20 protein-coding genes and 1 riboswitch are annotated in these 23,900 nt (G+C 69.8%); of the genes, 15 read left to right on the top strand and 5 right to left on the bottom strand.

What is annotated here, in order from left to right; translation table 11 throughout:
• Window positions 1–2: 2 nt before the first annotated feature.
• Window positions 3–77: riboswitch (cyclic di-GMP riboswitch) on the bottom strand.
• 325 nt (window positions 78–402) lie between these two features.
• Window positions 403–2,430, top strand: coding sequence for a glycosyltransferase (locus AC4D16_RS09995; protein ID WP_490955184.1), 2,028 nt, complete (start codon window positions 403–405; stop codon window positions 2,428–2,430).
• Between the two features lie 50 nt (window positions 2,431–2,480).
• Complete coding sequence (gene opgC, locus AC4D16_RS09990) at window positions 2,481–5,030, top strand: OpgC domain-containing protein (RefSeq protein ID WP_490954878.1); 2,550 nt, start codon at window positions 2,481–2,483, stop codon at window positions 5,028–5,030.
• Here the strand turns inward: opgC and AC4D16_RS09985 are convergent.
• The 5 genes from AC4D16_RS09985 to AC4D16_RS09965 all read right to left on the bottom strand — a co-directional run bounded on the left by AC4D16_RS09985 (window position 5,027) and on the right by AC4D16_RS09965 (window position 10,946).
• Window positions 5,027–5,650, bottom strand: coding sequence for a DnaJ family domain-containing protein (locus tag AC4D16_RS09985; protein WP_490955183.1), 624 nt, complete (start codon window positions 5,648–5,650; stop codon window positions 5,027–5,029). The two genes, opgC and AC4D16_RS09985, sit on opposite strands and share 4 nt — an antisense overlap.
• A gap of 209 nt (window positions 5,651–5,859) precedes the next feature.
• The gene (locus AC4D16_RS09980) at window positions 5,860–7,497 is read right to left on the bottom strand and encodes a glycoside hydrolase family 13 protein (RefSeq protein WP_490955182.1); all 1,638 of its coding nucleotides are present in this window, start codon (window positions 7,495–7,497) and stop codon (window positions 5,860–5,862) included.
• Between the two features lie 268 nt (window positions 7,498–7,765).
• The gene (locus tag AC4D16_RS09975) at window positions 7,766–9,358 is read right to left on the bottom strand and encodes a GH39 family glycosyl hydrolase (RefSeq protein WP_490954877.1); all 1,593 of its coding nucleotides are present in this window, start codon (window positions 9,356–9,358) and stop codon (window positions 7,766–7,768) included.
• Window positions 9,355–10,152 carry an IclR family transcriptional regulator gene (locus AC4D16_RS09970; protein WP_490954876.1) on the bottom strand — a complete coding sequence of 266 codons (798 nt, stop codon included), beginning with the start codon at window positions 10,150–10,152 and terminating at the stop codon, window positions 9,355–9,357. The genes AC4D16_RS09975 and AC4D16_RS09970 overlap by 4 nt, the downstream gene beginning before the upstream one ends.
• A 5-nt stretch (window positions 10,153–10,157) precedes the next feature.
• Complete coding sequence (locus AC4D16_RS09965; protein WP_490954875.1) at window positions 10,158–10,946, bottom strand: NAD-dependent epimerase/dehydratase family protein; 789 nt, start codon at window positions 10,944–10,946, stop codon at window positions 10,158–10,160.
• A 121-nt stretch (window positions 10,947–11,067) separates the two neighbouring features.
• Between AC4D16_RS09965 and AC4D16_RS09960 the strand changes: the two genes are divergently transcribed.
• From AC4D16_RS09960 to AC4D16_RS09900, 13 genes are all read left to right on the top strand, one after another.
• Window positions 11,068–12,423 carry an ABC transporter substrate-binding protein gene (locus AC4D16_RS09960; protein WP_490950388.1) on the top strand — a complete coding sequence of 452 codons (1,356 nt, stop codon included), beginning with the start codon at window positions 11,068–11,070 and terminating at the stop codon, window positions 12,421–12,423.
• Window positions 12,420–13,391 (top strand): carbohydrate ABC transporter permease, encoded by a 972-nt coding sequence (locus AC4D16_RS09955; RefSeq protein WP_490954874.1) that lies wholly within the window; start codon window positions 12,420–12,422, stop codon window positions 13,389–13,391. The genes AC4D16_RS09960 and AC4D16_RS09955 overlap by 4 nt, the downstream gene beginning before the upstream one ends.
• Window positions 13,388–14,272 carry a carbohydrate ABC transporter permease gene (locus tag AC4D16_RS09950; RefSeq protein WP_490950390.1) on the top strand — a complete coding sequence of 295 codons (885 nt, stop codon included), beginning with the start codon at window positions 13,388–13,390 and terminating at the stop codon, window positions 14,270–14,272. Before AC4D16_RS09955 ends, AC4D16_RS09950 begins: the two co-directional genes overlap by 4 nt.
• A 2-nt stretch (window positions 14,273–14,274) precedes the next feature.
• Window positions 14,275–15,555 (top strand): enolase C-terminal domain-like protein, encoded by a 1,281-nt coding sequence (locus AC4D16_RS09945; RefSeq protein ID WP_490954873.1) that lies wholly within the window; start codon window positions 14,275–14,277, stop codon window positions 15,553–15,555.
• Entirely contained in the window at window positions 15,555–16,829 is a 1,275-nt protein-coding gene (locus AC4D16_RS09940; RefSeq protein WP_490954872.1) for a hypothetical protein, read from the top strand. Before AC4D16_RS09945 ends, AC4D16_RS09940 begins: the two co-directional genes overlap by 1 nt.
• Window positions 16,826–17,500: a bifunctional 4-hydroxy-2-oxoglutarate aldolase/2-dehydro-3-deoxy-phosphogluconate aldolase gene (locus tag AC4D16_RS09935; RefSeq protein WP_490950393.1), complete on the top strand. Its 675-nt coding sequence runs from the start codon at window positions 16,826–16,828 to the stop codon at window positions 17,498–17,500. Before AC4D16_RS09940 ends, AC4D16_RS09935 begins: the two co-directional genes overlap by 4 nt.
• Window positions 17,497–18,408: a 2-hydroxy-3-oxopropionate reductase gene (locus tag AC4D16_RS09930; protein WP_490954871.1), complete on the top strand. Its 912-nt coding sequence runs from the start codon at window positions 17,497–17,499 to the stop codon at window positions 18,406–18,408. The genes AC4D16_RS09935 and AC4D16_RS09930 overlap by 4 nt, the downstream gene beginning before the upstream one ends.
• 97 nt (window positions 18,409–18,505) lie before the next feature.
• On the top strand, window positions 18,506–19,171 hold the full coding sequence (locus AC4D16_RS09925) for an SDR family NAD(P)-dependent oxidoreductase (RefSeq protein ID WP_490954870.1): 666 nt from the start codon (window positions 18,506–18,508) through the stop codon (window positions 19,169–19,171).
• Between the two features lie 34 nt (window positions 19,172–19,205).
• Entirely contained in the window at window positions 19,206–20,051 is an 846-nt protein-coding gene (locus AC4D16_RS09920) for an NAD(P)-dependent oxidoreductase (protein ID WP_490954869.1), read from the top strand.
• Window positions 20,052–20,175: 124 nt separating this feature from the next.
• Window positions 20,176–20,625, top strand: a complete 450-nt coding sequence (locus AC4D16_RS09915; RefSeq protein WP_490950397.1) for a hypothetical protein — start codon at window positions 20,176–20,178, stop codon at window positions 20,623–20,625.
• A 189-nt stretch (window positions 20,626–20,814) separates the two neighbouring features.
• Window positions 20,815–21,777: an acyl-CoA dehydrogenase family protein gene (locus tag AC4D16_RS09910; RefSeq protein ID WP_490954868.1), complete on the top strand. Its 963-nt coding sequence runs from the start codon at window positions 20,815–20,817 to the stop codon at window positions 21,775–21,777.
• Entirely contained in the window at window positions 21,774–23,141 is a 1,368-nt protein-coding gene (locus AC4D16_RS09905; protein ID WP_490954867.1) for a PIG-L family deacetylase, read from the top strand. Before AC4D16_RS09910 ends, AC4D16_RS09905 begins: the two co-directional genes overlap by 4 nt.
• The gene (locus tag AC4D16_RS09900; protein WP_490954866.1) at window positions 23,141–23,839 is read left to right on the top strand and encodes a glycosyltransferase family 2 protein; all 699 of its coding nucleotides are present in this window, start codon (window positions 23,141–23,143) and stop codon (window positions 23,837–23,839) included. Before AC4D16_RS09905 ends, AC4D16_RS09900 begins: the two co-directional genes overlap by 1 nt.
• The last annotated feature ends 61 nt before the right edge of the window (window positions 23,840–23,900 follow it).

Below are 23,900 nucleotides of genomic sequence, written 5' to 3'. Positions count from 1 at the left end.
CGTTCGGTAGCCCGGCGGACCTCGAGGGTTCCGTGGCTTTGCGTCACCGGTTCGCACCGGCTTTGCCCTTGTCGCTGAGCGGTTGCCCGAGCGCCGCCGTCGGTCCTCGACCACAGGGCCTCCGGCCCTTCCATCCTCCCGCCGATCCGCCGCCCCCACCCGGCGGATTCGCTCAGCAATGCCTCAGGATTGACGCAGTGGGTCAACCCGGCCTATCCCGTATGGGACCCGTCCGGACACTCAGGTACCTTTGTTCCAGTATTCGCGGCCCCTGACACCGGATGGGCGGCCCAGCGCTACCGGTCCGGCGTCCGGCCGGCACCGAAGCAGTGCCAGGCGCACAGGTAGGAACGGGAGTCCCGCATCATGAGTACCGAACCATCGGGGTCCACGGCCGCAGAGATGAACCCGCACCAGGAGGACTCCGGCGGACGCCGGCTGCTGATCCGCGCCGTGGTGCTCGTGACCACCGTCCTCGGGCTGAACTACATCGTGTGGCGCTGGCTCTACTCGATCAACTGGGATGCATGGTGGATCGCCATACCCCTGGTCCTCGCGGAGACCTACTCGCTCATCGACTCGCTGCTGTTCGGCTTCACGGTCTGGAAGCTGAAGAAGCGCACGCCGCCCGAGGCGCCGGAGGGCCTCACGGTGGACGTTTTCATCACCACGTACAACGAGCCCCTGGATCTCGTCCTGACCACGGCGCGTGCGGCGAAGGCCATCCGCTACCCGCACCGCACATGGATCCTCGACGACGGCAACCGGGCGGAGGTCCGAGAGGCGGCGGACGCCGAGGGGATCGGCTGGATCACGCGCTCGGCGGACTGGAAGGACATGCCGCGGCACGCGAAGGCGGGCAACCTGAACAACGCCCTGACGTCCACGGACGGCGAGTTCCTCGTGATCCTCGATGCCGACCAGATTCCCGATCCGGAGATCCTCCACAGGACGCTCGGGTACTTCACGAACGACAAGATGGCCCTCGTGCAGACCCCGCAGGTCTTCGTGAACGTTCCGGACTCGGACCCGCTCGGCAGCCAGGCGCCGCTGTTCTACGGTCCCATCCAGCAGGGCAAGGACGGCTGGAACGCGGCCTTCTTCTGCGGTTCCAACGCCATCATCCGCCGCGAGGCCCTGATGCAGCTCGGCGTCACGCGCTACGTCACGGAGATCGAACTGGCCCTGCACAAGGCCCTGAAGACCTCGGACAAGGTCATAGCGAAGGCGAAGAAGGGGCTGGATCCGGGCAACGACCGCATGGTCGACGCCCTGGACCTCGTGGCGAAGGACCTGAGGAGGGTGCGCCGCCGCCTGCAGAAGGGGCACGGCATCTCGGAGGTCACCTACGAGTTCCAGCAGCGGATGGTCTCCATCACGCGCCTGCTCGTCAGCGCGGACATCGCTGCGTTCCACGCGGATCTCGCGTCGCTCGAGGACCTCGACATCGCCGGGCTCGACGCCGGTCTGCAGGACGCCTCGGCGTCGACCCCCGCTCTCGCCGTGGTCGACGACGCCGCCCTCGACCAGCTCGCCCAGCGCGCCTGGTCGCCACTCGCAGCGATCGACGCCGTCCGCGTCCTCATCGATTCCGTCAACGCGGACCGCAGCGGGGAGGCGCAGGCCGTGATGCCGATGGCCACCATCTCCGTCACCGAGGACATGGCGACCTGCATGCGGTTGCACTCCCTCGGGTGGGAGTCCGCCTACCACCACGAGAAGCTCGCCGACGGCCTCGCGCCCGAGGACCTCAACTCCATGCTGACCCAGCGCCTCCGGTGGGCGCAGGGCACCATCCAGGTCATGTTCCGCGAGAACCCCTTCGCCCAGAAGGGCCTGACGATCGCCCAGAAGCTGATGTACGGGGCCACCATGTGGAGCTACTTCTCCGGCTTCACGGCCCTGATCTACATCGCGGCGCCCATCATCTACCTGATCTTCGGCATCCTCCCGGTCAACTCCATCAGCATCGAGTTCTTCTCGCGGCTCATCCCCTTCCTCGTGGTGAACCAGCTGCTCTTCGCGATCGTGGGCAAGGGCACCAAGACCTGGCGTGGCCAGCAGTACTCGCTGGCCCTGTTCCCCGTGTGGATCCGCTCGGTCACCTCGGCGTTCGGCAACGTGTACCTGGGACGCAGCCTGGACTTCGCCGTCACCCCGAAGACACTGCAGCAGGATGCGCAGCTCCGCTGGGACCTCGTGAAGCCGCAGCTCTGGGCCATGGGCCTGCTGGTGGGGGCCGCGATCATCGGGATCATCCGCCTCGCTGTGGGCCAGGCGGACGTCCTCGGCACCACCGTAAACATCGTCTGGGTCATCTTCGACCTCGTGATCTTCAGCGTCATCATCGAAGCAGTCCGCTACCGCGGCTACGAGCACTATCAGGCGGACATCGCTCGTGCGAAGGAAAGGCAGGACGCCAGGGAATGACCGGTCTCACCCGGGGGCGGAATCGGCGGAGGGGACCCGTCCGGATTCTGATGGCAGTGTGGTTGACAGCGCTCATCGCGCTCGGCACACCCGCCCTCACCGCGGTTCCCGGCGCCATCGCCGCCCCAGCGGTGACCATGACGACGCAGGACCAGCAGCCCATCGAGGACCCGACGTCGCTCACCGAGGGGCGCTACTTCGGCCCGGAACTCGACTGGTCCGCCTCCGGCGCCCGCGCCTACGCGGACCGGTCCGGCGTGACGCCGTCGTTCTACAGCCGTCCCGTCGCCTACCCGCTCGACGCCGATGCCGAACGCGACCTCGCGGACCTCGCTCGGCAGAACGCACCGCTCGGCGCGCTGGCCGTCGTCTCGCTCGAACCGACCGTTCCGCTCGAGGAGCTCACGGCAGAGGACGCCGCCCACCTGGCGGAGACCCTGGGGCGGATCAGCGAGGGAGTGCGCACCGCGTTCTTCCTCCGCTTCGCACCCGAGATGAACGGCACCTGGTTCGGCTGGGGCCAGCAGCCGGACGCGTACGTGGCCGCCTTCCGCGCCGTCGCGGACGTCGTGCACGCCGAGGTGCCGTCCGCGGCGATGGTGTGGGCGCCGTCGTACGCGGCCGGGTACCCGTTCACGGAGGCGTACGGCGCCGTCGAGGGGCTGGAATCGGGCAGCGTCCCGGCACTCGACAGCAACGGGAACGGCCTGATCGACGGCGGTGACGACCCCTACGCGCCCTACTACCCGGGCGACGACGCCGTGGACTGGGTGGGGCTCTCCCTCTACCACTTCGGGAGTTACGAGAGCGGGCAGGTCGCCGTCACCGACGGCGCCCGCACCTACTCGGGTGCCATCCGGACGTCCGTGCTGCCGGAGCCGGACAAGTTCGCAGACCAGCTCGCCGGCGTGTACGGCGCGGCTCCCGGCGCCCCGCAGATCGACTTCGCGAAGGAGTACGCCTCCGGCAGGGACCAGCGGATGATCGTGCAGACCGCCGCCCTGTTCGATCCCGAGGACGCAGACAGCGCGCCGGAGACCGAGATCAAACGGGCCTGGCTGGAGCAGGTGCTGGCACCCGGCATCGCGGAGGAGTATCCCGAGATCGGGGCCGTCACCTGGCTCGAATCCTCGCGGCCGGAGCCCGAGGCCGAAGGCCACACGGTGGACTGGGGGCTCCTGACAGACGACGGCGCGACGGCGGCGCTCGCCGACACGCTCGCAACGGACCCGGGCCTCCGGCTCGGGCCCATCACCGAGGTGATCGCCCAGGAGGACGCCAACGAGGCGACGTCCCAGGTATGGGAATCAGGCTCGCCCACCAACACGGCGATGAGCTGGCTAGTCGGCTCCGTCGTCGGACTGTTCGTCCTGGTGCTCCTCGCGGGGCTCGCCCGGAGGTTCGTGCCGCAGTGGCGCTACCCGGACGAGCGGAACCCGCGCGACATGCGCCTGGATCTGCTGCGCGGCTGGATCATCACCGCCGTCGTCGTCACCCACATCGAGGTGGCAGGTCCGTGGTCCTTCCTGGCCCTGAACATCGTCGGGGCCATCACGGGTGCTGAACTGTTCGTCATGCTCTCCGGCGTGGTGATGGGCATGGTCTACCCGGTGGCGATCCGCCGGCTCGGCTCGAAGGCCGCGCTGAAGGGCACCCTCAAGCGCGCGCTACGCCTCTACCTGACGTCCCTCGGCGTGATCCTCGCGGTGTACCTGCTCGCTCTCGTGCCCTTCATCGACGCCGATGTGATCACCACGTTCACCGACCGCGGCACGGGCGACGACGGCGGAGGTGCGGCGGGGCGTGTCTACGACCTCTACCCCAATGCCGCCAGGCTGTTCGACTACCCACCGCCCGGGTACGCCATCCGCGACCTGCTGCTCCTGAACATGGGGCCGTGGACGTTCAACATCATGGGTCTGTTCGTGGTGCTGACCCTCAGCGTGCCGCTGCTCGTGGAACTGCTGCGGAAGAAGCTGTGGTGGCTGCTCCTGCTGGTGAGCTGGTCCCTCTACGCCATCGACAGCATCTACCACGTACGCGTGGTCGACTCGCAGTTCCAGGACGTGTTCCCGCTGCTGACGTGGCAGGTCATCTTCGTGCACGGGATCGTGGTGGGCTACTACCGCCGGCAGATCATCGACGCGCTCAGCCGCAACGCCGGGAAGCTCCTCTTCGGCGCCCTGCTCGGTGTCTACGCACTCGGCCTCGGCGTCCTGTGGCTGAACTCGACGTTCCGCCTGGAGCTGCCGTTCGTCCCCGAGGGCTTCTACGAGAGCCTGTACGACGCCGGGTACGTCCGGGTGTTCATGCAGCCCGGGCGCCTGATCGACCTCGCGTTCTTCGTCGTCGCCGCGCACATCGTCCTCACCTGCTTCTGGAAGCCGCTCAACAGGGCTTTCGGCTGGCTGTACATCCCGCTCGGACAGTCCAGCCTGTACGTGTTCATCGTCCACGTGTTCTTCGTGCTCGCCGTGGGAAACCTGCCGGGCCTCGACCGCACCAGCTGGTGGCAGGGCCTCGTGATCCACGCGGTGGTGACGATGATCATCTGGGTCATGGTGAAGAGGAAGTTCCTCTACTCCGTGATCCCGAACTAGTCGGCGCCCCGCCAGATCCGACGCCAGAGGGACCGCTTCTCCGGCGCGGGCGGCGCGGCCTCCTCGGCTGCGCGCCTCGCGGCGGCCCGGCGCTCGCGCCACCGCTCCACCTCCGCATCCACGTCGCGGAGCTTCGTGATGACCGGCGGCCCGCCCTGCAGCTGCCGCCGTGCGTCGATCACGCGGTAGTTGAAGTCCTCGAGGATGTCCCGCACCTGCTTCTCGGTGTACTGGCGGTCCAGGCGGTCGTCGAGCTCGGCGTCCTCGGTGCGCAGCAGGATGGCGCGCGGCCCGAGGCCGGTGATGTTCTCCCGCTGGATCAGGCCCTTGACCCACCAGTCGGGGTCGTGTGCCTCGCCGAGCCCCGGGATCGGCTTGCCGGCCAGCGCCAGGTTGTCGAACTCGCCGCGGGCGATCGCGCGGTCCACGATCAGCCGGGCCCGCTTGACCTCGTCCTCGCCCTGGCGTAGCGGGGCCATCTCGCCGGTCGCCTCGTCGCCGCCGTCGTCGTTCTGCCGTTCGAGTTCGGCGAGCGCATCGCTCGCGTCCCCGGCGCCCCGCGCGGCACGGTACTGGGAGGCCTTGCGCAACCGCTCCTCGTGCTCGTTCGACCCGCCGATGCCACTGCCCTCCTCCGCGTCCCCTCCAGTATTTCGAGGGCCTGCGGCGGAGTGCAACCCGCAGCGGCCCCTCGACACGGCGCCCCGGGGCCTCAGCAGCCTTCACTGCGCGACGTTCGTCACCCGGCCCGGACACCCCGGGACGACGACGGCGGGCCACCCCGTGAGGGCGACCCGCCGTTAATCTTCGAGCGGCCTACCGGGCCGGATCAGACCAGCCAGGCCGTCGTGTCGCCGGGCAGACGGCCGTCCTCGAGCGGCGCGCTGCTCAGCAGCAGCCTGCCCGCGGGCAGGTCCACCGGCGTCGAGCCGAAGTTCGTGACCGAATGCCAGCCGCTCGGCCGCGTGAAGTGGAGCACCTCGTCGGAGCCGCCGTCCACCCATTCGAACTGCTCCTCGCCCTGCAGTTCGCGTCGCAGCGCGAGCGCCCGGCGGTAGAAGCTGAGGTGCGAGGAGGAGTCGGCTTCCTGCACCTGCACGGCGTACTCGCCGAACCACGCCGGCTGCGGGAGGTGGGCGGGGCCGAACCCGAAGCCGAAGGACTCGCCGTCACGCGTCCAGGGCAGCGGCACGCGGCAGCCGTCCCGGCCCACGTCCACGCCCGTGTTGCGGAAGAACGTGGGGTCCTGACGGTCCGCGTCGGCGATGTCCGCCACCTCGTGCAGGCCGAGCTCCTCCCCCTGGTACAGGTAGGCCGAACCGGGCAGCGCGAGCATGAGCTGCGTGACCGCGCGAGCCCGGCGCTCACCGAGCTCGCGGTCCAGCTCGGACTCCGCACCGCCGGCGAGCAGCCAGTCCCGGCCGTGCGTGCTCATCGCCCCGCCCTCGGACGGCGACGGGGCCAGCCCGTAGCGGGTGGCGTGCCGGACGACGTCGTGGTTGGAGAACACCCAGGTGGAGGATGCGCCCGAGGCCGTCGCCTCCGTGAGGTTCTTCGTGATGATGTCGCGGAACTCGCGGGGGTCCCAGCCTGCCTGCAGCAGGTCGAAGTTGAAGGCCTGTCCGAGGCCTTCGGGGCTCGCATACCGCGAGCGACGCTCGGCGTGGACCCAGGCCTCCGCCACGGCGGTGCGCGGCGGCGTGTACTCGTTGAACACCTGGCGCCATTCGGCGAAGACCTCGTGCACCTCGTCGCGGTCCCAGAACGGGTGGAGGCCGTTGTTGTTCTCGTTCTCGGAACCGAGTGCGGCTTTCATGGGCAGCGGTTCGGACATGTCCTTCGTCAGGGCGTGCGCCACGTCCACCCGGAAGCCGTCCACGCCGCGATCGGACCAGAAGCGCAGGGTTGTCAGGAAGTCGTCGCGGACCTCCCGGTTGTCCCAGTTCAGGTCCGGCTGCTCCTTGGCGAAGATGTGCATGTACCACTGGCCGTCGGCCGTGCGCTCCCACGCCGGGCCGCCGAACACGGAGTCCCAGTCCGAGGGCGGCACCGATCCGTCCTGGCCCGAGCCCTCGCGGAAGATGTACCGGTCCCGCGCGGGCGAACCCTTGGGCGAGGCCAGGGCCTCCTGGAACCAGACGTGCCGGTTGGAGGTGTGGTTGGGCACGATGTCCGCGATGAGCTTGATACCGGCGGCGTGCAGCGCGGAGATCATCTCGTCGAAGTCCGCGAGCGTGCCGAGCTTGGGGTCCACGTCGCGGTAGTCGTCGACGTCGTACCCGCCGTCGGCGAGCGCCGAGGGGTAGAAGGGGCTCAGCCAGACGGCGTCGATCCCCAGCGAGGCGAGGTAGGGGATGCGGGACGTGATGCCCTTCAGGTCCCCGATGCCGTCACCGTTCGAATCGGCGAAGCTGCGGGGGTAGATCTGGTAGACGGACGCCTGGCGCCACCAGTTCGGGTCCTGCATGCGCTCGGCGAGTGCCTCGGCGGAGAGGTCGGCGGTCGCGTCGACGGCGGAATCCACTGCGGGGTCGACGGTGGAGCTGACGGGTGCTGTCACGGGGCGGGTTGCCTTTCGGTGGTGGTCCCGCGTGGAGACCTGAGTGCTGGATGCCGTAGTGCGTGCCGTGCGCCTACTCGTACTGCGCAGTGACGTGCACGACCTACTACGGTGCCACGACGGGGCCGTCCGACGCGAACGCAATCGCCTTCCCTCCAGCACGCGGGGAACGTCCTCACGCGTCGGGTTGCTCCTCGAGCAGCACGACGGCCCAGGGCTCCAGCCGCAGCTCGACCTGCAGCACGCCGTCATCACCCGCTCGCACCTCGCTGATGTGGAGCGCTGTGGACGCCGCGTGGAGGGCGGCTTCGTGGTCCCGCGTGAGGTTGAGCGGGTCCCCGAGCGCGTGCCACGCCGCAATCACGTTCCCGTGGGCCGCGTCGAGCGACTCGAGCCGGACGCGGGCCCGCGGGGCGAGCCCCGTGATCCGCACCGTCTGCGTCCTGACCGTTCCCGTCGCCGCCGTCGCGTCCGCGACGTCGCGGGTGTCGAAGGACGCCGGGACGCTCAGGCCGACCTCGTCCGGGTAATGGTGCAGCAGCCCGCTCATGCGGCCCGTGACGGACGAGGTCGAGAGCACTCCGGACGGACCCTCTGCGAGAAGGCGGTCGCCGAGCCGCGACAGCATGCGGTACGCGTGCCAGGTGGGCTTCCGGATGCCGTGGTGGGTGAGCATCCCGAAGCCGCCGTGGAACGGCTCGAGGCCGGCGCCGTTCTCCTCGAAGATGTCCGTGAAGACCCAGTAGGCGAGCGAGTCGACGAGCCCGAGGGTGCGGAGGTTCGAGCGGACGACGAACGTCGCGGCCTGGAGGTGGTCGTGGGTGTGGTCGCGGGGGCTCGAGCTGGAGTTCCACTCCGTCAGATGGATCTCGGCATCCGGGTAGGGGCTCGTGTCGACGATCTGCCTGAGCGTGCGGAGGTCGGTGGGCGTCGCGTCCACTCCGCGCGTGAGTTTGAGACCTTGATCGTGTTCGTCCAACGCCCAATCGGTCGGGTAGGGGTGACACGAGACGAAGTCGACCGGGAGTCCGTGCTCCGCGCAGTACGCGAGGAAGGCCCGCAGCCACACGGGCTGCCAGTCGAGGGCATCGAGATCCGCGGCCCCGACCACCACCGCATGTTCCGCCAGGTTCTCCGTCTCGCCGTCGAAGCGGGCATCCGGCACGAAATTGCTCGTGGACGGACCACCCACGCGCAGCGACGCATCCACGCCTTTCACCGCGGCCGCCGTGACGCGGTACAGCTCGAAGTACTCGGAGCGCGTCCCGCGGAAGAACGGGCTGAGGTTGGGCTCGTTCCAGACCTCGAAGTACCACCGCCGGATCTCCTCGAGCCCGTAGCGGTCACGCCAGTGCTCGACCGTCAGCCGCACGAGCTCCGACCATCTGGCGTTGTCCGTGGGAGGCGAGCCGTGTGCCCCCCACCAGAAGACGGTCGCCTTCTCACGTGCCAACTCGCCCGGGCTGAAGCCGAACTCGACGAAGGGACGGATCCCGGTCTCGAGCAGGCGGTCGAACAGCTCGTCGACGTACCGGAAGGTGGGCTGGACCCGCCCGTCGCGTTCCACGTACACGAACATGTCGTCGTGGAACAGTCCGTGGAACCTGACGTACCCGTAGCCGATCTCACGCTGGGCCAGGGCCAGATGGTCCTGCCAGTCGGCCCGTAGCCCCTCGGCGGCGCGACCTGCTCCGACGACGACGTTCCAGTGATGCCGTAGTGGGAGCCCTTCGTCCGTCGCGTCCGCGACCAGCGGCGCCGGGATCACCTGATGCCCTCCGCGCGAAGGGTCACCGCGAGCGCCGAGGCGTGTCGGCGGATGATGGTGGACACCCGCCGCACCTCGGCCTCCGTCGCCTGGTGCAGCGGTATGGAGCAACTGATCGCATCCGTGGCCGGGATGCGGTAGGGAACGACGGCGGCGACGCAGGACACACCCGTCGTGTTCTCCTCGCGCTCGGAGGCGAATCCCGCGGCGCGGATACCGAGGAGGGCTGCGTCGAGGGCGTCGACGTCGGTGATGGTGTTCGGGGTCAACCGGCTCAACCGGCCCTCGGGCAGGACGGCGGACACCTCGGCGGGACTGAGTTCGGCCAGGAGGGCCTTGCCGAGGGCGGTGGCGTGGGCCGGGAGCTGCCGGCCCACCCGCGAGACGGCCCGGTGGCTCTCGCTCGTCTCGCGCGTGGCGAGGTAGATGACGTTCGACTGCTCGAGTCGGGCGTAGTGCGTCGTGTAGCCCGCCTCGTCACGGATCTCCTCGAGCCGCCGGGTCGCGAAGAGCAGGGCGCCGTCGCGGTCGAGGTAGGACGTACCGACGATCAGCGCCCGCGATCCGACGCCCACCATGGAGCCGTCCCCGGTGAACTCGATCCAGCGCATGGCCGCCATGGTGTGGAGGAGCTGGTGCAGGCTCGACCGCGGGTATCCCGTTGCCCGGTGCAGCGCGGTGACGGACATGGGATCCCGCGCCTCGCCGAGGACCTGCAGGATCTCCAGCGCCCGTTCCGCCGATTTGACGGTCCGCTGCGCGGGCACGGAGGGCTCGATGTCGTTCGTGGCCACCTGCTTCACCACGTCGTCCCCAGGGGGCCGCTCGTGAAGGAGTCACCGAGGAGCGTGGTCAGTGGGAGCTCGTCGGGGTGGCCGAGTGCGGCGGCGTACTGCTCGGCGTCGTCCTCGGGCCGGAACCCGACGCGGGCACCGGCCTCGTGGTTCACCCAGCGACGCGTGTTGGCGGAGACCGCCCACACCACGTGGGCGCCGCCGTCGTCATTGCGCAGGACTGCCTCGACAAGGCGCGCGAGGTCATCGGGCGAGGCCCAGGTGGACAGCGACCGCGCGCTCGACGGTCGCTCCTCCGCGGTGCCGATGCGGGCGGAGACGATGGTCATGCCGAACCGGTCCGCGTACAGCTGCCCGAGGGCTTCGACGGCCACCTTGCTCACGCCGTAGAAGGTGTCGGGCCGCGGGTGCACTTCATCCGACACGAGGGCTTCCTCCGCCGTCGCATAACCGACCGCGTGGATCGAACTCGCGAGCAGGACCCGGCGCACACCTGCTGAACGGGCTGCCTCGAGCACCGTGTAGGTGCCGTGGATGTTGGTCTCCAGGATCTCGCGCCACGGGCGCTCGCCGGGATGACCGGCAAGGTGGACGAGGAGGTCGGTGTCCGTGCAGGCTGTCCGGACGGCCGCTCCATCCGTGATGGACGCCACCACGGCCTGCTCCCCGTCGAGCAGTTCCGGCGGGGCGGCGAGATCGAGCAGCGTCACGGTCCGCCCGGGTGCGACGAGGGCGGGACGGAGCAGCGCGGCGACCTTGCCACTGCCCCCTGTGATCAGTATCCGTTCGCTCATGGTCTGCCTCCCCTGCGGGCTCCTGCCCGCCGATTCCCTTGACACTCCTGATCGTCAACGTTAGCGTAGCGCATGCGTTCACAATGATGGAACGCATTCGCATATGTAAATGGAGCACATTGTGAAGAATCACCCTGCGGCACGAAGAACGACGGCGTTAGTCACCGCAGCACTGATGGTGGGGTCCATCAGCGCCTGCTCGAGCGGATCCTCCACCGCCGCCCCCGAAGGAGACGGGGAGCTCGGCGGCACCATCGAGGTCTGGACCCGCAGCGGCCCGGAACCCGCGGCCACCTACCAGAGGATCTTCGACGCCTTCACCGAGAAGACCGGCGTGGAGGTGGACTTCCAGGCGGTCCTCGAATTCGACACCCAGCTGCAGGCACGCGCCTCACAGCGGGACCTCCCCGACGTCATGATCAATGACGCCAGTTCACTCGGGAACTACGTGAGCCAGGGCCTGCTCCTGCCGATCGACCGGGAATCGCTCGCAGGTCAGGCGGACATCGCCGAGGCGACCTGGGAGCAGAACAAGGGCACCGACGGCACCTACTACGGCGTCCCCTGGTCGCGCCAGGCCAACGCCACGATGATCCGCAAGGATTGGCGTGAGAAGCTCGGGCTCGAGGTCCCCACCACCTGGGACGAGCTGCAGGCCCTTGCGACGGCGTTCGCGACCCAGGACCCGGACGGCAACGGCCAGGACGACACCTACGGCATGGTGGTCCCCGGCAGCGCGAAGAGCGGGTACATCGCCCGATGGGGCAACTCCTACATCTGGCAGGCCGGCGGCGATCTCCTCGAGGACAACGGCGACGGGACCTACACCTCCGTGGTCGACTCCCCCGGGACGGCCGAAGCCATGGAGTTCATGCGCACCCAGTTCTGCACGCCCGGGAACGTGGTACCCGGGTCGCTCAACCTCACCACCGCGGAGACGCCGTTCTTCGCGGAGGGCACGGCGGGCATCTACCTCACGGGGCCGTACAACCTCAGCGTGTTCGACGCCGCCGTCGGCAAGGAGAACGTCGAAGTCATCCCCATGCCGAGTGGTCCCGCGGGCTCCACGACCTTCGCGGAGGGCGAGAACATCTACTACGGCGCAAGTTCCGACATGGTCGAGGAGCAGAAAGCCCTCGCCGAGTTCCTCATCTCGCCGGAAGCCCAGGAGCTGGGCATGGACAGCGCCCTGCAGGACGACGGCGTGGTCAGCCAGCCGGTGGTCCGACTGCCGGTCAACTCGACCGTCGACATCTCCGAGGTGTACGGCGACGAGCGCTGGCAGATCATCGCGGACGACTACGCCGAGGACTCCAAGGCCTTTCCCTGGGCCATCGACTTCCTACCCTTCCGCCAGATCCTCGCCGACGGCATGAACGCCATGATGGCCGACTGCTCGAGCGACATCGGCGCGGGCCTTCAGGCGATCGACGAGGGCTTCACCGCGGAGCTCGAAGCACAGGACCTGGCCCGATGACGCTTCCCGCAACCCGCCCCGCCGCGGAGGTCCGCGCCGGGGCGGGTCGGGGCGCGGGAACCACCGATGCCTTGCCCGCGGGCAGCGGCGCCCGCCGCAAGCCCCTCCGGCGCGCGCTCGTCCCGTGGCTCTTCCTGCTCCCCGGGCTGCTGTTCGCGCTGGTCTTCAAGTTCATCCCCATGCTCGAGGGCTTCCGGCTCAGCGCCTTCAAGGTGCAACCCTTCCTCGGCGACATCTTCGTGGGGTTCGACAACTATGCGCAGGTCATCGGGGACCCACGGTTCCAGGACGCCCTGGGCAACACGGTGGTCCTCGGCATCGGGCAGACCGTGGGCGCTCTCGTCATCGGCCTCGTGCTGGCCCTGCTGCTCGAGGGACAGTCACGGACACTCTTCGTCGTCCGGACGGCCGTGTTCCTGCCGGTCGTCACCGCGATCGCCGTGATCGGTGAGATCTGGCGCATCCTCTTCTTCCCCACGGAGACCGGGTTCCTCAACAGCATCCTCGGAGCCCTCGGCATCCCCCCGCAGCAGTTCCTCTCCGATCCGGCCACGGCCCTGTGGTACGTCATGCTCGTCGGCATCTGGACGAGCGCGCCCTACACCATGGTCATCATCCTCGCCGGCCTCGCGGGTATCGATCGCACCTACTACGAGGCCGCCGCCGTGGACGGTGTGTCCCTCGGGCAGCGGCTGCGCTACATCGTGCTCCCCGGGCTGCGAGCCTCCATCTCGGTGGTCCTGACACTCGCCGCCATCCGCAGCCTCAGGACCTTCACGGAGGTGTACGTCCTGACCGGCGGCGGACCCGCAGGATCCACGGAGGTGTGGATGACACGCATCTACTCGCTGGGCTTCCAGCAGAACGACATCGGCGTGGCGTCGGCGGCGTCGGTCCTGCTGCTCCTCGTCACCCTTGCGCTGACCATCGGCGTCAGGCTGATCACCTCACGGAGGCAGGACAGATGAGCACTCCCACCCGCCGTCCGAACCAGCAGTTCGACACCGCGCTCGGCTGGCGCCCCGGAGTCACCGCACCCAACGTGCTCCGAGTGGTCCTCGCCGTCGTCATCCTCTGCATCTTCGCCGCACCGTTCGTGGTGATCGTGTCCGGCGCCTTCGACGCGAGTACCGACTCCACGCGCGTGAGCCTCTTCCCGAACGATCCCTCGCTCAGGCCCTTCGAGGTCGCCGCGGACAAGGGCGTGTTCGGCTACTTCGCGAACTCACTCGTGATCGTGGGCGGCGGGCTGGCCCTGCAGATCGCCGTCTCGATCCTCACGGCCTACGCGCTGGCCCGTCACCGCTTCCGGGGCGCGGGCCTCGTGCTGCTCCTGTTCCTGCTGACGATGATGCTGCCGGAGGAGGTGATCGCCATCCCCCTCTCGCAGGTCATCGGCGATCTGCCCCTGATCGGTGTCAGCCTGCGGGGCACCCCCTTCGGAGTGATCCTGCCCGTCGCGGTCTGGGGGTTCTCGATCCTTGTCATGACCGAGTTCATGAAGGACATCCCGGACGAGATCGAGGAAGCCGCACGGCTCGACGGCGTGGGTGAGCTGAAGATGCTGTGGCTCATCATCCTCCCGCTCTGCAAGCCCGTGCTCGGTGTCGCGACGATCTTCGGTTTCATGATGATCTGGGACCAGTACCTGCTCCCGCTGATCGCCGCCGATGATCCCTCGGACTACACGCTCACCGTGGCCCTGTCCGTGCTCCGCAACGACGCCCAGGTGGGCCCCGGCGTGCTGCTCGCCGGCGCCCTCCTGGCGCTGCTTCCGAGCCTCGTCATCTACCTGCTCATGCAGAAGTCGCTGATCCGCGGCATAACCTCCGGCGCCACGAAAGGCTGATCGTGCAGATCAAGGACCTCATCATCACCCCCATCGCCTTCCGCGACCCCCCGCTGCTGAACTCCAACGGCGTCCACGAACCCCTCGCGCTCCGCACCATCCTGCAGCTCGTGGTCGAGGACGGCGCGGGTCGCCAGGTCATCGGACTGGGCGAAGGTTCCGGCGAACGCGAGGTGCTCGACCGCCTCGAGCAGGTACGCCCGGCCCTCGTCGGTGCCGGCGTCTTCGATCTCAACGGGATCGAGCGGACGGTGAACGAGGTGCTCGGGGGCGACGCCGGGCCGCTGTCGCGGCTGCAGCGACGCGTCGTGTACTCGATCATCGACGTCGCGTGCCACGACGCCCAGGGGCACCTGACCGGCCTGCCGGTGTCGGAGCTGCTCGGCGGCGCCGTCCGCACGCACGTCCCCTACAGTGCGTACCTCTTCTACAAGTGGGGCGAGCATCCGCCGACCGCCGGCAGCGACACCGGCGGGACGCACGGGGAGGTCACCGAGGACGCCTGGGGGCCCGCCCTCGACCCCGAGGGGATCGTCAGGCAGGCACGCGTCCTGATCGATGCGTTCGGGTTCGGGTCGATCAAGCTCAAGGCAGGGGTCTTCCCGCCAGAGGAGGAGATCGCCGCCATCCGCGCGCTCGCCGCGGCCTTCCCGGGCCACCCCCTGCGGATCGATCCGAACGGCGCCTGGACGGTGGAGACGGCGCTGATGGTGGCCCGCGAACTCCGTGGGACGCTCGAGTACTTCGAGGACCCCGTGCTCGGACTGGACGCGATGTCCGCCGTGGCCCGCGAGGCCGGGATCCCGCTGGCGACGAACATGTGTGTCGTCACGCCCGAGCAGGTGAGGGAAGCCGTGCTCAAGGACTCGGTGCAGATCATCCTGTCGGACCATCACTACTGGGGCGGGCTCCGGCACACCCGAGAACTCGGCGCCCTGTGCGACGCCCTCGGCATCGGGATGTCGATGCACTCCAACTCACATCTCGGCATCTCCCTCGCAGCCATGACGCACGTCGCCGCCGCCACCCCGCAGCTCGCCTACGCGTGCGACACCCACTACCCGTGGAACAGCGCGGACGAGGTGGTGAAGCCGGGCGTGCTCGAGATCCACGACGGCACGGTGGCGGTCCCGACGACGCCCGGCCTCGGAGTCGAGCTGGACCTCGACGAGCTCGCCCGCCTCCATGCCGTGTATGTCGCATCGGGACGGACGACGCGGGACGACACCGGGTACATGCAGGGCATCCAGCCCGCCTACTCGCCGACGCTCCCCCGCTTCTGATGGAACCCCTCGCGGCAACGCTCTACGCCTACCCCTGGGACGTGCCCACCCGAGCGTCCGCCGCCGAACTCGCGGGTCTGGGATTCGACGACGTCACCCTCGCCGCCGCCTACCATGCGGTGCGCGCGGCGACACCGAGGCGGCCGGACCGCCGGGTCGTCGACGCGCCGTCGGGTGTGTACTTCCCGGTCCGCGAGCACATCTGGGGCGAGTCCCGGCTGCGCCCGCGGAACGCGGCGGAGCACACGGGCTCGCAGTCGTTCACCGGCGCGCGCGATCTCCTCGCGGGTTCCGGCATCCGCACCCGCGCCTGGGTGGTGATCACGCACGCCGACGGGGCGGGCGCAGACACGCCGGACCTGTGCGTCATGAACGCCTTCGACGAGACCTACGCCTACGCGCTGTGCCCGTCCCAACCCGACGTCGTCCGGTACGCGGGCACGCTGGTCGCGGAGGCGGCGCGCAGTACCGCCGCTGACGCGATGATCATCGAGGCGTGCGGACCGCTGGGAGTCGCGCACCAGTCGACCCACGAGAAGTCCGCGGGCGCGGACTGGAGCACCACCGACGAGGGCCTCCTCTCCCTGTGCTTCTGCCCGCCCTGCACCGTGGCGTACGGGGACGCGGGGGTGGACGTGCAGCGCCTACGGATCCTCGTGCGCCACGGGATCGGGACGGGGGCGCCCGGCGTCGCGGATGTGCTCGACGACGCCGCCGACGCTGTCCTCGCGGTCCGCCGCAGGGCCACGGCGGCGGTCCGTGACGCCTCCTGCGAGGCCGCGAGAGCCGGTGGTGTCAGGGACCTCGCGTTCTTCGCGGCGCCCGACCCGTGGGCAACAGGTCCGAACACCTCTCTCGAGGCCCTTGTCACCCCACGGAAGGAGGGTGACCGCAGCGACCGTCAGGGACCGGATGCCGTCGTCGTCGACGCCTGGGAGCACGGGGCCGCGAGCCGCGAGCGGGTGCGACGGACGAAGGAGGTGACGGCGCGGCACCGGGGGCTGCGGACGGGCGCGTACACGACCGTCCTACCGCCGTCGCCGGCCGACCCGCAGTCCCTGCGCTCCCACTGGCGCTCGCTGGTCGCAGCCGGAGCCGACGAGCTGCACATCTATCACGGCGGCCTCGCCTCCGCTGCCCGACTCGACTGTGCAGCCGAGGCACTCGCCGACCTGCGGACGGAGGTGCGCGAGTCACCTGCCCCGCCACCTCACCCGTCACCTGACCCAGCACGAGAACCAGCACGAGAACCAGCTCAGGAGCCAGCCTCATGACCGCACTCACCGCACGGCTCGCCGAACGCCCGGTGGTCGCCGTGCTCCGCGCACAGCACGCCGAGCGTTTCCACGACGTCTGCCGCGTCCTGGCCGACAACGGGATCCCTGCCGTCGAGATCACCCTGACCACGGCGGGCGCGCTCGAAGCCATCGCCGCCGCCCGGCGCGAGCTCCCGTCCCACGTCGTCGTGGGTGCGGGAACCGTCCGCACCGAGGAGCAGGCGCTGGCCGCGATCGACGCCGGCGCGCAGTTCCTGGTGAGTCAGATCGCCGACCCGCGGGTCATCGCCGCGGCACGTTCGCGCGGGGTGTCCTTCATCCCGGGGGCGCTGACCCCCACGGAGATCGTGACGGCGTGGGGCTACGGCGTCGAGGCCGTCAAGGTGTCTCCCGTGGGTCCGGTGGGGGGGATCGCCTACATCGAGGAACTCGCCGGGCCGCTCCCGGAGATCCCGCTGTTCCCGACCGGCGGTGTGCTGATCGACGAGGCACCCGGCTACCTCACGGCCGGTGCCGCGCTGATCGGGCTCAGCCGCGACCTCGTGCGGGACGCCTTCGACGACGACGGCGACCTCGATGCCCTCGCCGCACGCGCGCGCCGCGCCATCGGCTTGATCGACAACCGCTGGAACCTGCCGGCCATGCACCAGGAGGAGACCGTCTCATGACCCCATCGACCACCACGACCAGCGCGGCCACCGTTGCCTTCCTCGGCCTCGGCATCATGGGCCTGCCCATGGCCCGCAATCTCGTCGACGCAGGCCACACGGTCGCGGGGTTCAATCGCTCACCGGCCCGAGCGGCAGCCCTCGAGGAACACGGCGGGAGGGCAGCGGCCAGCATCGCCGACGCGGTGGCCGGTGCCGACATCGTGGTGACCATGCTCCCCGACTCGCCGGACGTCGAGGCCGTGGTGCTCGGCGACGGCGGCGTACTCGGAGCCGCGGCACCCGGGACGCTGCTGATCGACATGAGTTCGATCGCCCCGGGGACCTCCCGACGGATCGCCGACGAGGGTGCCGCGCGCGGCATCCGCGTTCTCGATGCACCGGTGAGCGGCGGGGAGCAGGCTGCGATCGACGGAACGCTGTCCGTCATGGTGGGTGGTTCGTCGTCGGACCTCGACAGTGCGCGGCCGGTCCTCGAGGTGCTGGGCAGCACGATCGTCCACGTGGGACCCGCGGGTTCCGGGCAGACGGTGAAGGCCGCGAACCAGTTGATCGTTGCCGGCAACATCCAGATCCTCGCCGAGGCCCTGACACTGCTCGATGCCCAGGGCGTGGACCTGGCGGCGGCTGTCGAGGTGCTCGGAGGGGGGCTCGCGGGGAGCACGGTGCTGCAGCGGAAGGCCGCGGGGATGCTGGAGCACGCGTTCACTCCCGGTTTCCGCGCGGAGCTTCATCACAAGGATCTCGGAATAGCACTCGCGACGGCTCGCGAGGCCTCCGTGGTGCTGCCGATGAGCGGACTGCTGGGTCAGCTCATGGCCTCGCTCGTCGCGACCGGCGACGGCGCACTCGACCATTCTGCCCTGCTGGTCGGTGTCGAGCGGCTGTCCGGCCGGGCTCCGGACTGAGCGTCTGCCGCATGCCCCTCCCTGCGTGAGTCATGACAACGGGACGATCACGAAATGATGACGGAATGATCACGGGGCCTCCCGGCTTACACCTGTCATGACTACTCTCGCGATCATCGGTGCAGGACGCGGCCTCGGGGCCGCCGTAGCTCGGCGTTTCGGCGCCGAGGGATTCTCCGTGGCTCTCATCTCCCGCAACCAGGGCAAGCTCGACGCTCTGGCGGAGGACCTCGGGAAGGTGGGCGTGCACGCCCGCGGGTTCGTCGCCGACGTCCGCGACCCCGCGTCCATCGCCGCCGCGCTCGAGGCTGCGACGGAGACCCTCGGTCCCATCGAGGTGCTCCAGTACAGCCCGCTGCCGCAGAAGGACTTCATGCGTCCCGTCCTCGAGACCACTCCGGAGGACCTCCGGGGGCCGGTCGAGTTCTCCATCTACGGGCCCGTCGCCGCCGTGCACCAGGTGGTTCCCGGCATGCGGTTCCTCGGTGAGAACCGCGGCACCATCCTCTTCGTCAACGGCGGTTCCGCCGTGAAGCCCGGGCGGTCCTTCACCGGTACCTCGGTGGCCTTCGCAGGCCAGGCTGCCTACGCTCAGCTCCTGCACGAGGTGCTCGGGGAGGAGGGCATCCAGGTGTCGCAGCTCGTCATCGGCGGCGCGATCGTCGAGGGCGATCCGGAGAAGGATCCCGACGTCCTCGCCGGTCATCTCTGGGACCTGCACGTGAAGCGGGACACCTTCCGCCGCCAGGTCAGCGAAGATTAGTCACCCGACCATTCGGCAACTCCTGGAGGACAGCATGAAGATCGCACTGCTCGGCGTCGGCCGCATGGGCCACGAACTCGGCGTGCACCTCGTCGCCGCGGGTCACCACGTCACCGCCTGGAACCGCACGGCGGGCGCCGTGGACCGTCTGCGCGACGCCGGGGCAACGGTGGCCGGGACGGCGGAGGACGCCGTGCGCGGCGCCGACGTCGTCGTGACCGTCCTCTTCGGCCCGGACACCGTCCGGGAGGTGGTGCTGTCCGGTCTCGAGGTGCCTGCTGACGCCGTGTGGCTCGACGTCACGACGGTCTCCCCCGAGGACGCCCGGGAGTTCGCCGAGTACGCGTCGGCCGCAGGCGTCCGCTACGTGCACGGGCCCGTGATCGGCAGCCTCGCGCCCGCGCGTGCCGGGCAGTTGGGCGTGCTCCTCGGAGGTGCGGAAGCGGACGTCGACGTCGTCGAACCCCTCGCGGCGCTGTGGGCCGATCCGGAGCGCCTGCGCCGCGTCGCCACGGCGTCGGACGCCGCGACCGGCAAGCTCCTGGCCAATCTCGCGCTGGGCGTCTCGCTGCAGGGACTCGTGGAGGCACTGCGCCTCGGCGCCGCCAACGGCCTCGACGCCGCTGCGGTCATGGACCTCCTCACAGGCACGGGCCTCGGCGTGATCGCCGGGATGAAGGGGCCCGTGATCACCGGCGGCACATTCGGCGACACCCAGTTCTCCGCCGACCTGCTGGCGAAGGACGCGAGGCTGATCCTCCGCTCCACACCCGATCCGCTGCCCGCCGTCACAGCGCTGCTGCAGTCCCTCACGGAAGCGCAGCGGGCCGGCCGGGGCGACGACGACATCGCGGTCATCGCGAAGCCGGAGCTCCGCTAGTCACCCGCCCCCGGCGCACGATCCGGGCTTCCGCACCTCCGCGTGGCCCGGTCGCCCCGGCCACCGCGGGAGAGGGGCGCGTCTGCACTGTCTGACCGTCGGCGGAAGTGGGTACGGTACGAGCATGGCAACCATCGACACCCCCGGTCCCGACGCAACCCATCAGCGCCCTGAGGGCGTCTCCGACATCACCGTCGAGGCCCTCGGCAAACTCTCCGAGGCACTCGAGGTCGTGGAGCACGCACGCGGCTACCTCTACGGCTTCCACCGCCTGACGGGCAAGGCCGATCTCAACCTGTCCGACGCCGAGGAGCTGTTCCGCAAGGCCGGCCACACGGAGATCGCGGACAAACTGGCCACGGAGATCATCGGGCGCAACGTGATCAAGGGTCGCTGGACCTTCCAGATCATGGAGGACTACGACGACCACTACTACGCCGAGTTCAAGGCCTTCGAGAAGGAGGCCCGCGACTCCCTCGTCGAGGGCAAGCGGCACCTGTTCGAGGCCGAGATGAAAGAGGACCGCCGCACCAAGGGCCTCGAACACCACGAGGCGCTCCCCCCGGAGGCCTGAGCAGGGGCACATTGCCGCCGCGCGCTCGGAAGTCAAGACCGGATGTCGATTGCCGACTGGTCAGTACACTGCGAAGATGACCCGCCCCCGGATCCACCGTTCGAGAGTCGGCCGCGCGTGACGACCACCGGGGTCGCGTCACCCCTGGATTCACTGACACTCCAGGCGAACGCGGCACGAGGGTCGCTCGTGAGATCGCTCGCCCTCGCCCACGCGCTCGGCGACGGCGTTCCCCTTCCCGGGTCGGGGCGGACCGCCGAGACCTGGGACGCCCTCACCACCCTCGCCGCCATCGACCTGTCGATCGCCCGCGTCGTCGAACCACACCTCGATGCGCTGGCCATCATCGATCAGGCGAACCGAGGAGCGCCGACGGCGCTCCCCCCATCAGGCGTCTGGGGAGTCTTCGCCGCCGAGAGCCCCGGGCTCGCGCTCCAGGCCTCGGAGGAACCGGACGGGGCCTGGACGCTCACGGGCACGAAGCCCTGGTGCTCCCTCGCCGAGCACCTCGATCATGCCGTCGTGACGGCGCGGGTCGACGGCGGGCGCCGCGCCTTCGCCGTCGACCTCCGACGTGACGGCGTGACGTTCGAGCCGGCGGACACCTGGGTGAGCCACGGCCTACCGCTCGTGACCAGCTGCTCCGTGACCTTCGATGCGGTCGCCGCGATACCGCTGGGGGCCACCGACTGGTATCTCCGGCGCGACGGCTTCGCCTGGGGCGGTATGGGTGTGGCGGCCTGCTGGTACGGCGGTGCGCTCGGCGTTGCCAGAACGCTCCTGGGCGCCGCAGGGCGGCGCTCCCCGGACCAGGTGATGCTCATGCACCTCGGCCGGGTCGACACCGCCCTCCACGAGACCCGGACCCTTCTCGCCGACGCGGCGGACGCCGTCGACACCGGACGCGCGGCGGGCCAGGACGGTGCCTTGATCGCGGCGCGGGTCCGCGCCTCCGCCTTCCGGTCCGCCGAGCTGGTCCTCGAAGCGGCGTCCCACGCACTGGGTCCGCAGCCGCTGGCCTTCGACGAGCAGCATGCCGCACGGGTCGCCGACCTGAACCTCTACCTCCGCCAGCACCATGCGGAACGCGACGACGCCTCGCTGGGGCAGCGCGTCCTGGATCTCGCGCACGGGGGCGTATCACCGTGGTGACCTTCACGCACGACGCCGAAGGAACACCGGAGAGTCACTGGCGCACCTGGCAGCAGGACCGGGAGGCCACCGACGAGCTGCGGGTGGACGAATTGTTCGACGGTCGGCTCCCCGCGCGCTTCGTCCTCCTCGCCGCACATCCCGATGACGAGACCCTCGGCGCCGGCGGCCTGCTCGCCCGTCTCGCGCGTGAGGGTGTCCGCTGCGACGTCGTCGTCCTGACCGACGGTGAGGGCTCCCACCCCTCCTCCCCCACGCACGCCCCCGGGCAACTCGCCGAGGTGCGGCGCGCGGAGGTGACCGGCGCCCTGCAGGTGCTGGCGCCGTCCGCGCAGCTCACCTTCGAGGGCCTGCCCGACGGCGGCCTCACCCGCCCCGCGGTCGAAGCCGCCCTCCTCCGCCATCTGGGCGACGGCGACGATCCGCGCACGCTCGTCGCAGCGCCTTGGCGACGCGACGGACACACAGACCACGACGTCGTCGGACACGCTGCCGCCGAGGTGTGTTCCGCGCGGGACATCGCGCTGCTCGAATACCCCATCTGGCTGTGGCACTGGGGTACGGCGACGGACCAGGCGCAGGACCTCGCTGACCTCACCCTGCACAGGCTCGACCCCGACGACCACGAGCGGAAGCGCTCGGCCCTCGCTCTCCACGTATCGCAGACGGCGCCCCTCTCCGACGCGCCCGGTGACGAGGTCCTGCTCACTCCCGCCGTGATCGAGCACTTCGAGCGCGACGTCGAAGCCTTCTTCGTCAGTGGTGGCTCCTCGACCTTCGAACGGCTGCACCAGGACAAGGCCGATCCGTGGGACGTGACGGACCGCTTCTACGAGCAGCGCAAACGGGCCCTGACCATGGGGAGCCTGCCACGGCAGCGCTTCGAACAGACCCTCGAGATCGGTTGCTCGGTCGGCGCCCTGACCCAGGAGCTGGCCGCGCGTTCCGACATGCTCCTGGCGCTCGACACCAGCGAGACCGCGGTCCGCCGGGCGAACGAGGCGCTCATCCTCGACGAGGCCGCGACGGCCCGGCTCGCCACCGTTCCCCGCGACTGGCCGGAGGATGATGGTCCCTTCGACCTGATCGTGCTCTCCGAGACCGGCTACTTCCTCTCCTCGGACCAGCTCGACGACGTCATACGCCTCATCCGCACCTCACTCACGGACGACGGCGTCCTCGTCCTCTGCCACTGGCGCTACCCGATCGAGGGCTGGGAACTCGACGGCGACGCCGTGCACGAGCGTGTTCGACGCCTCTCCGGTCTGTCGACCCTGGCCCTCCACACCGAGGAGGACTTCCTGCTGGAGGTTCTCGTCGCCGCTCCTGCCGTGTCGGTGGCTCGGCGAGAGGGCCTGCTGTGATGCCCGGGCAGGTGGCCGTCGTGGTCCCCGCCCGCAACGAGGAGGACTCGCTGCCCGCGTGTCTGGCGTCGCTCGACACCGCGCGCCGGCAGTTGCTGCGCACCATCCCGCGGGTCCTCGTCTCGGTGACGGTGGTCCTCGACCGGTGCACGGACGGATCGGAACGCATAGCCCGCAGGACCCCGGGCGTCTCGGTCATCGCCGGTTCGTTCGGCTCGGTGGGAGCGGCCCGGCACGCCGGCGCCCGCTTCGCGCTGGCGCAATCGCGCAGCCTGCCGAGTTCCACGTGGATTGCCGCCACCGACGCGGACACGACGGTGCCGCGCGACTGGCTCGTTCGTTTCCACCGGCTCGCGGCGGACCACGACCTCGTGCTGGGCACCGTCCGGCCCGTCCTGACCGCCGACAACACCGAGCGGCTGCAGCTCTGGGCGGACTCGTACTCCGCGGTCGAAGGGCATGGTCACGTGCACGGCGCAAACCTGGGGATCAGGGGCAGTACCTACGAGGGGGTCGGCGGTTTCCGGCCACTGACACATGACGAGGACGTCGACCTCGCGGCCCGGGCGAAGGCCTCCGGCGCACGATGGACGGCGACCGCCGCGCTGCAGGTCACCACGTCCTCGCGCACGGTGGGCCGCGTGCCCGGGGGGTTCTCCTCCTACCTGCGCGAACTCGGCACCCCGATCACGCGCTGACCGGGCCATGGGGCCTCGGTACCCAGGGACGGCGTTTACGACGTTGTAGTGAATGTCCGCG

The organism is Arthrobacter sp. TJ-236 (genome assembly GCF_058269235.1).
Note: the sequence above shows the minus strand (reverse complement) of the source record. Positions and strands in the feature narration are given on the sequence as shown.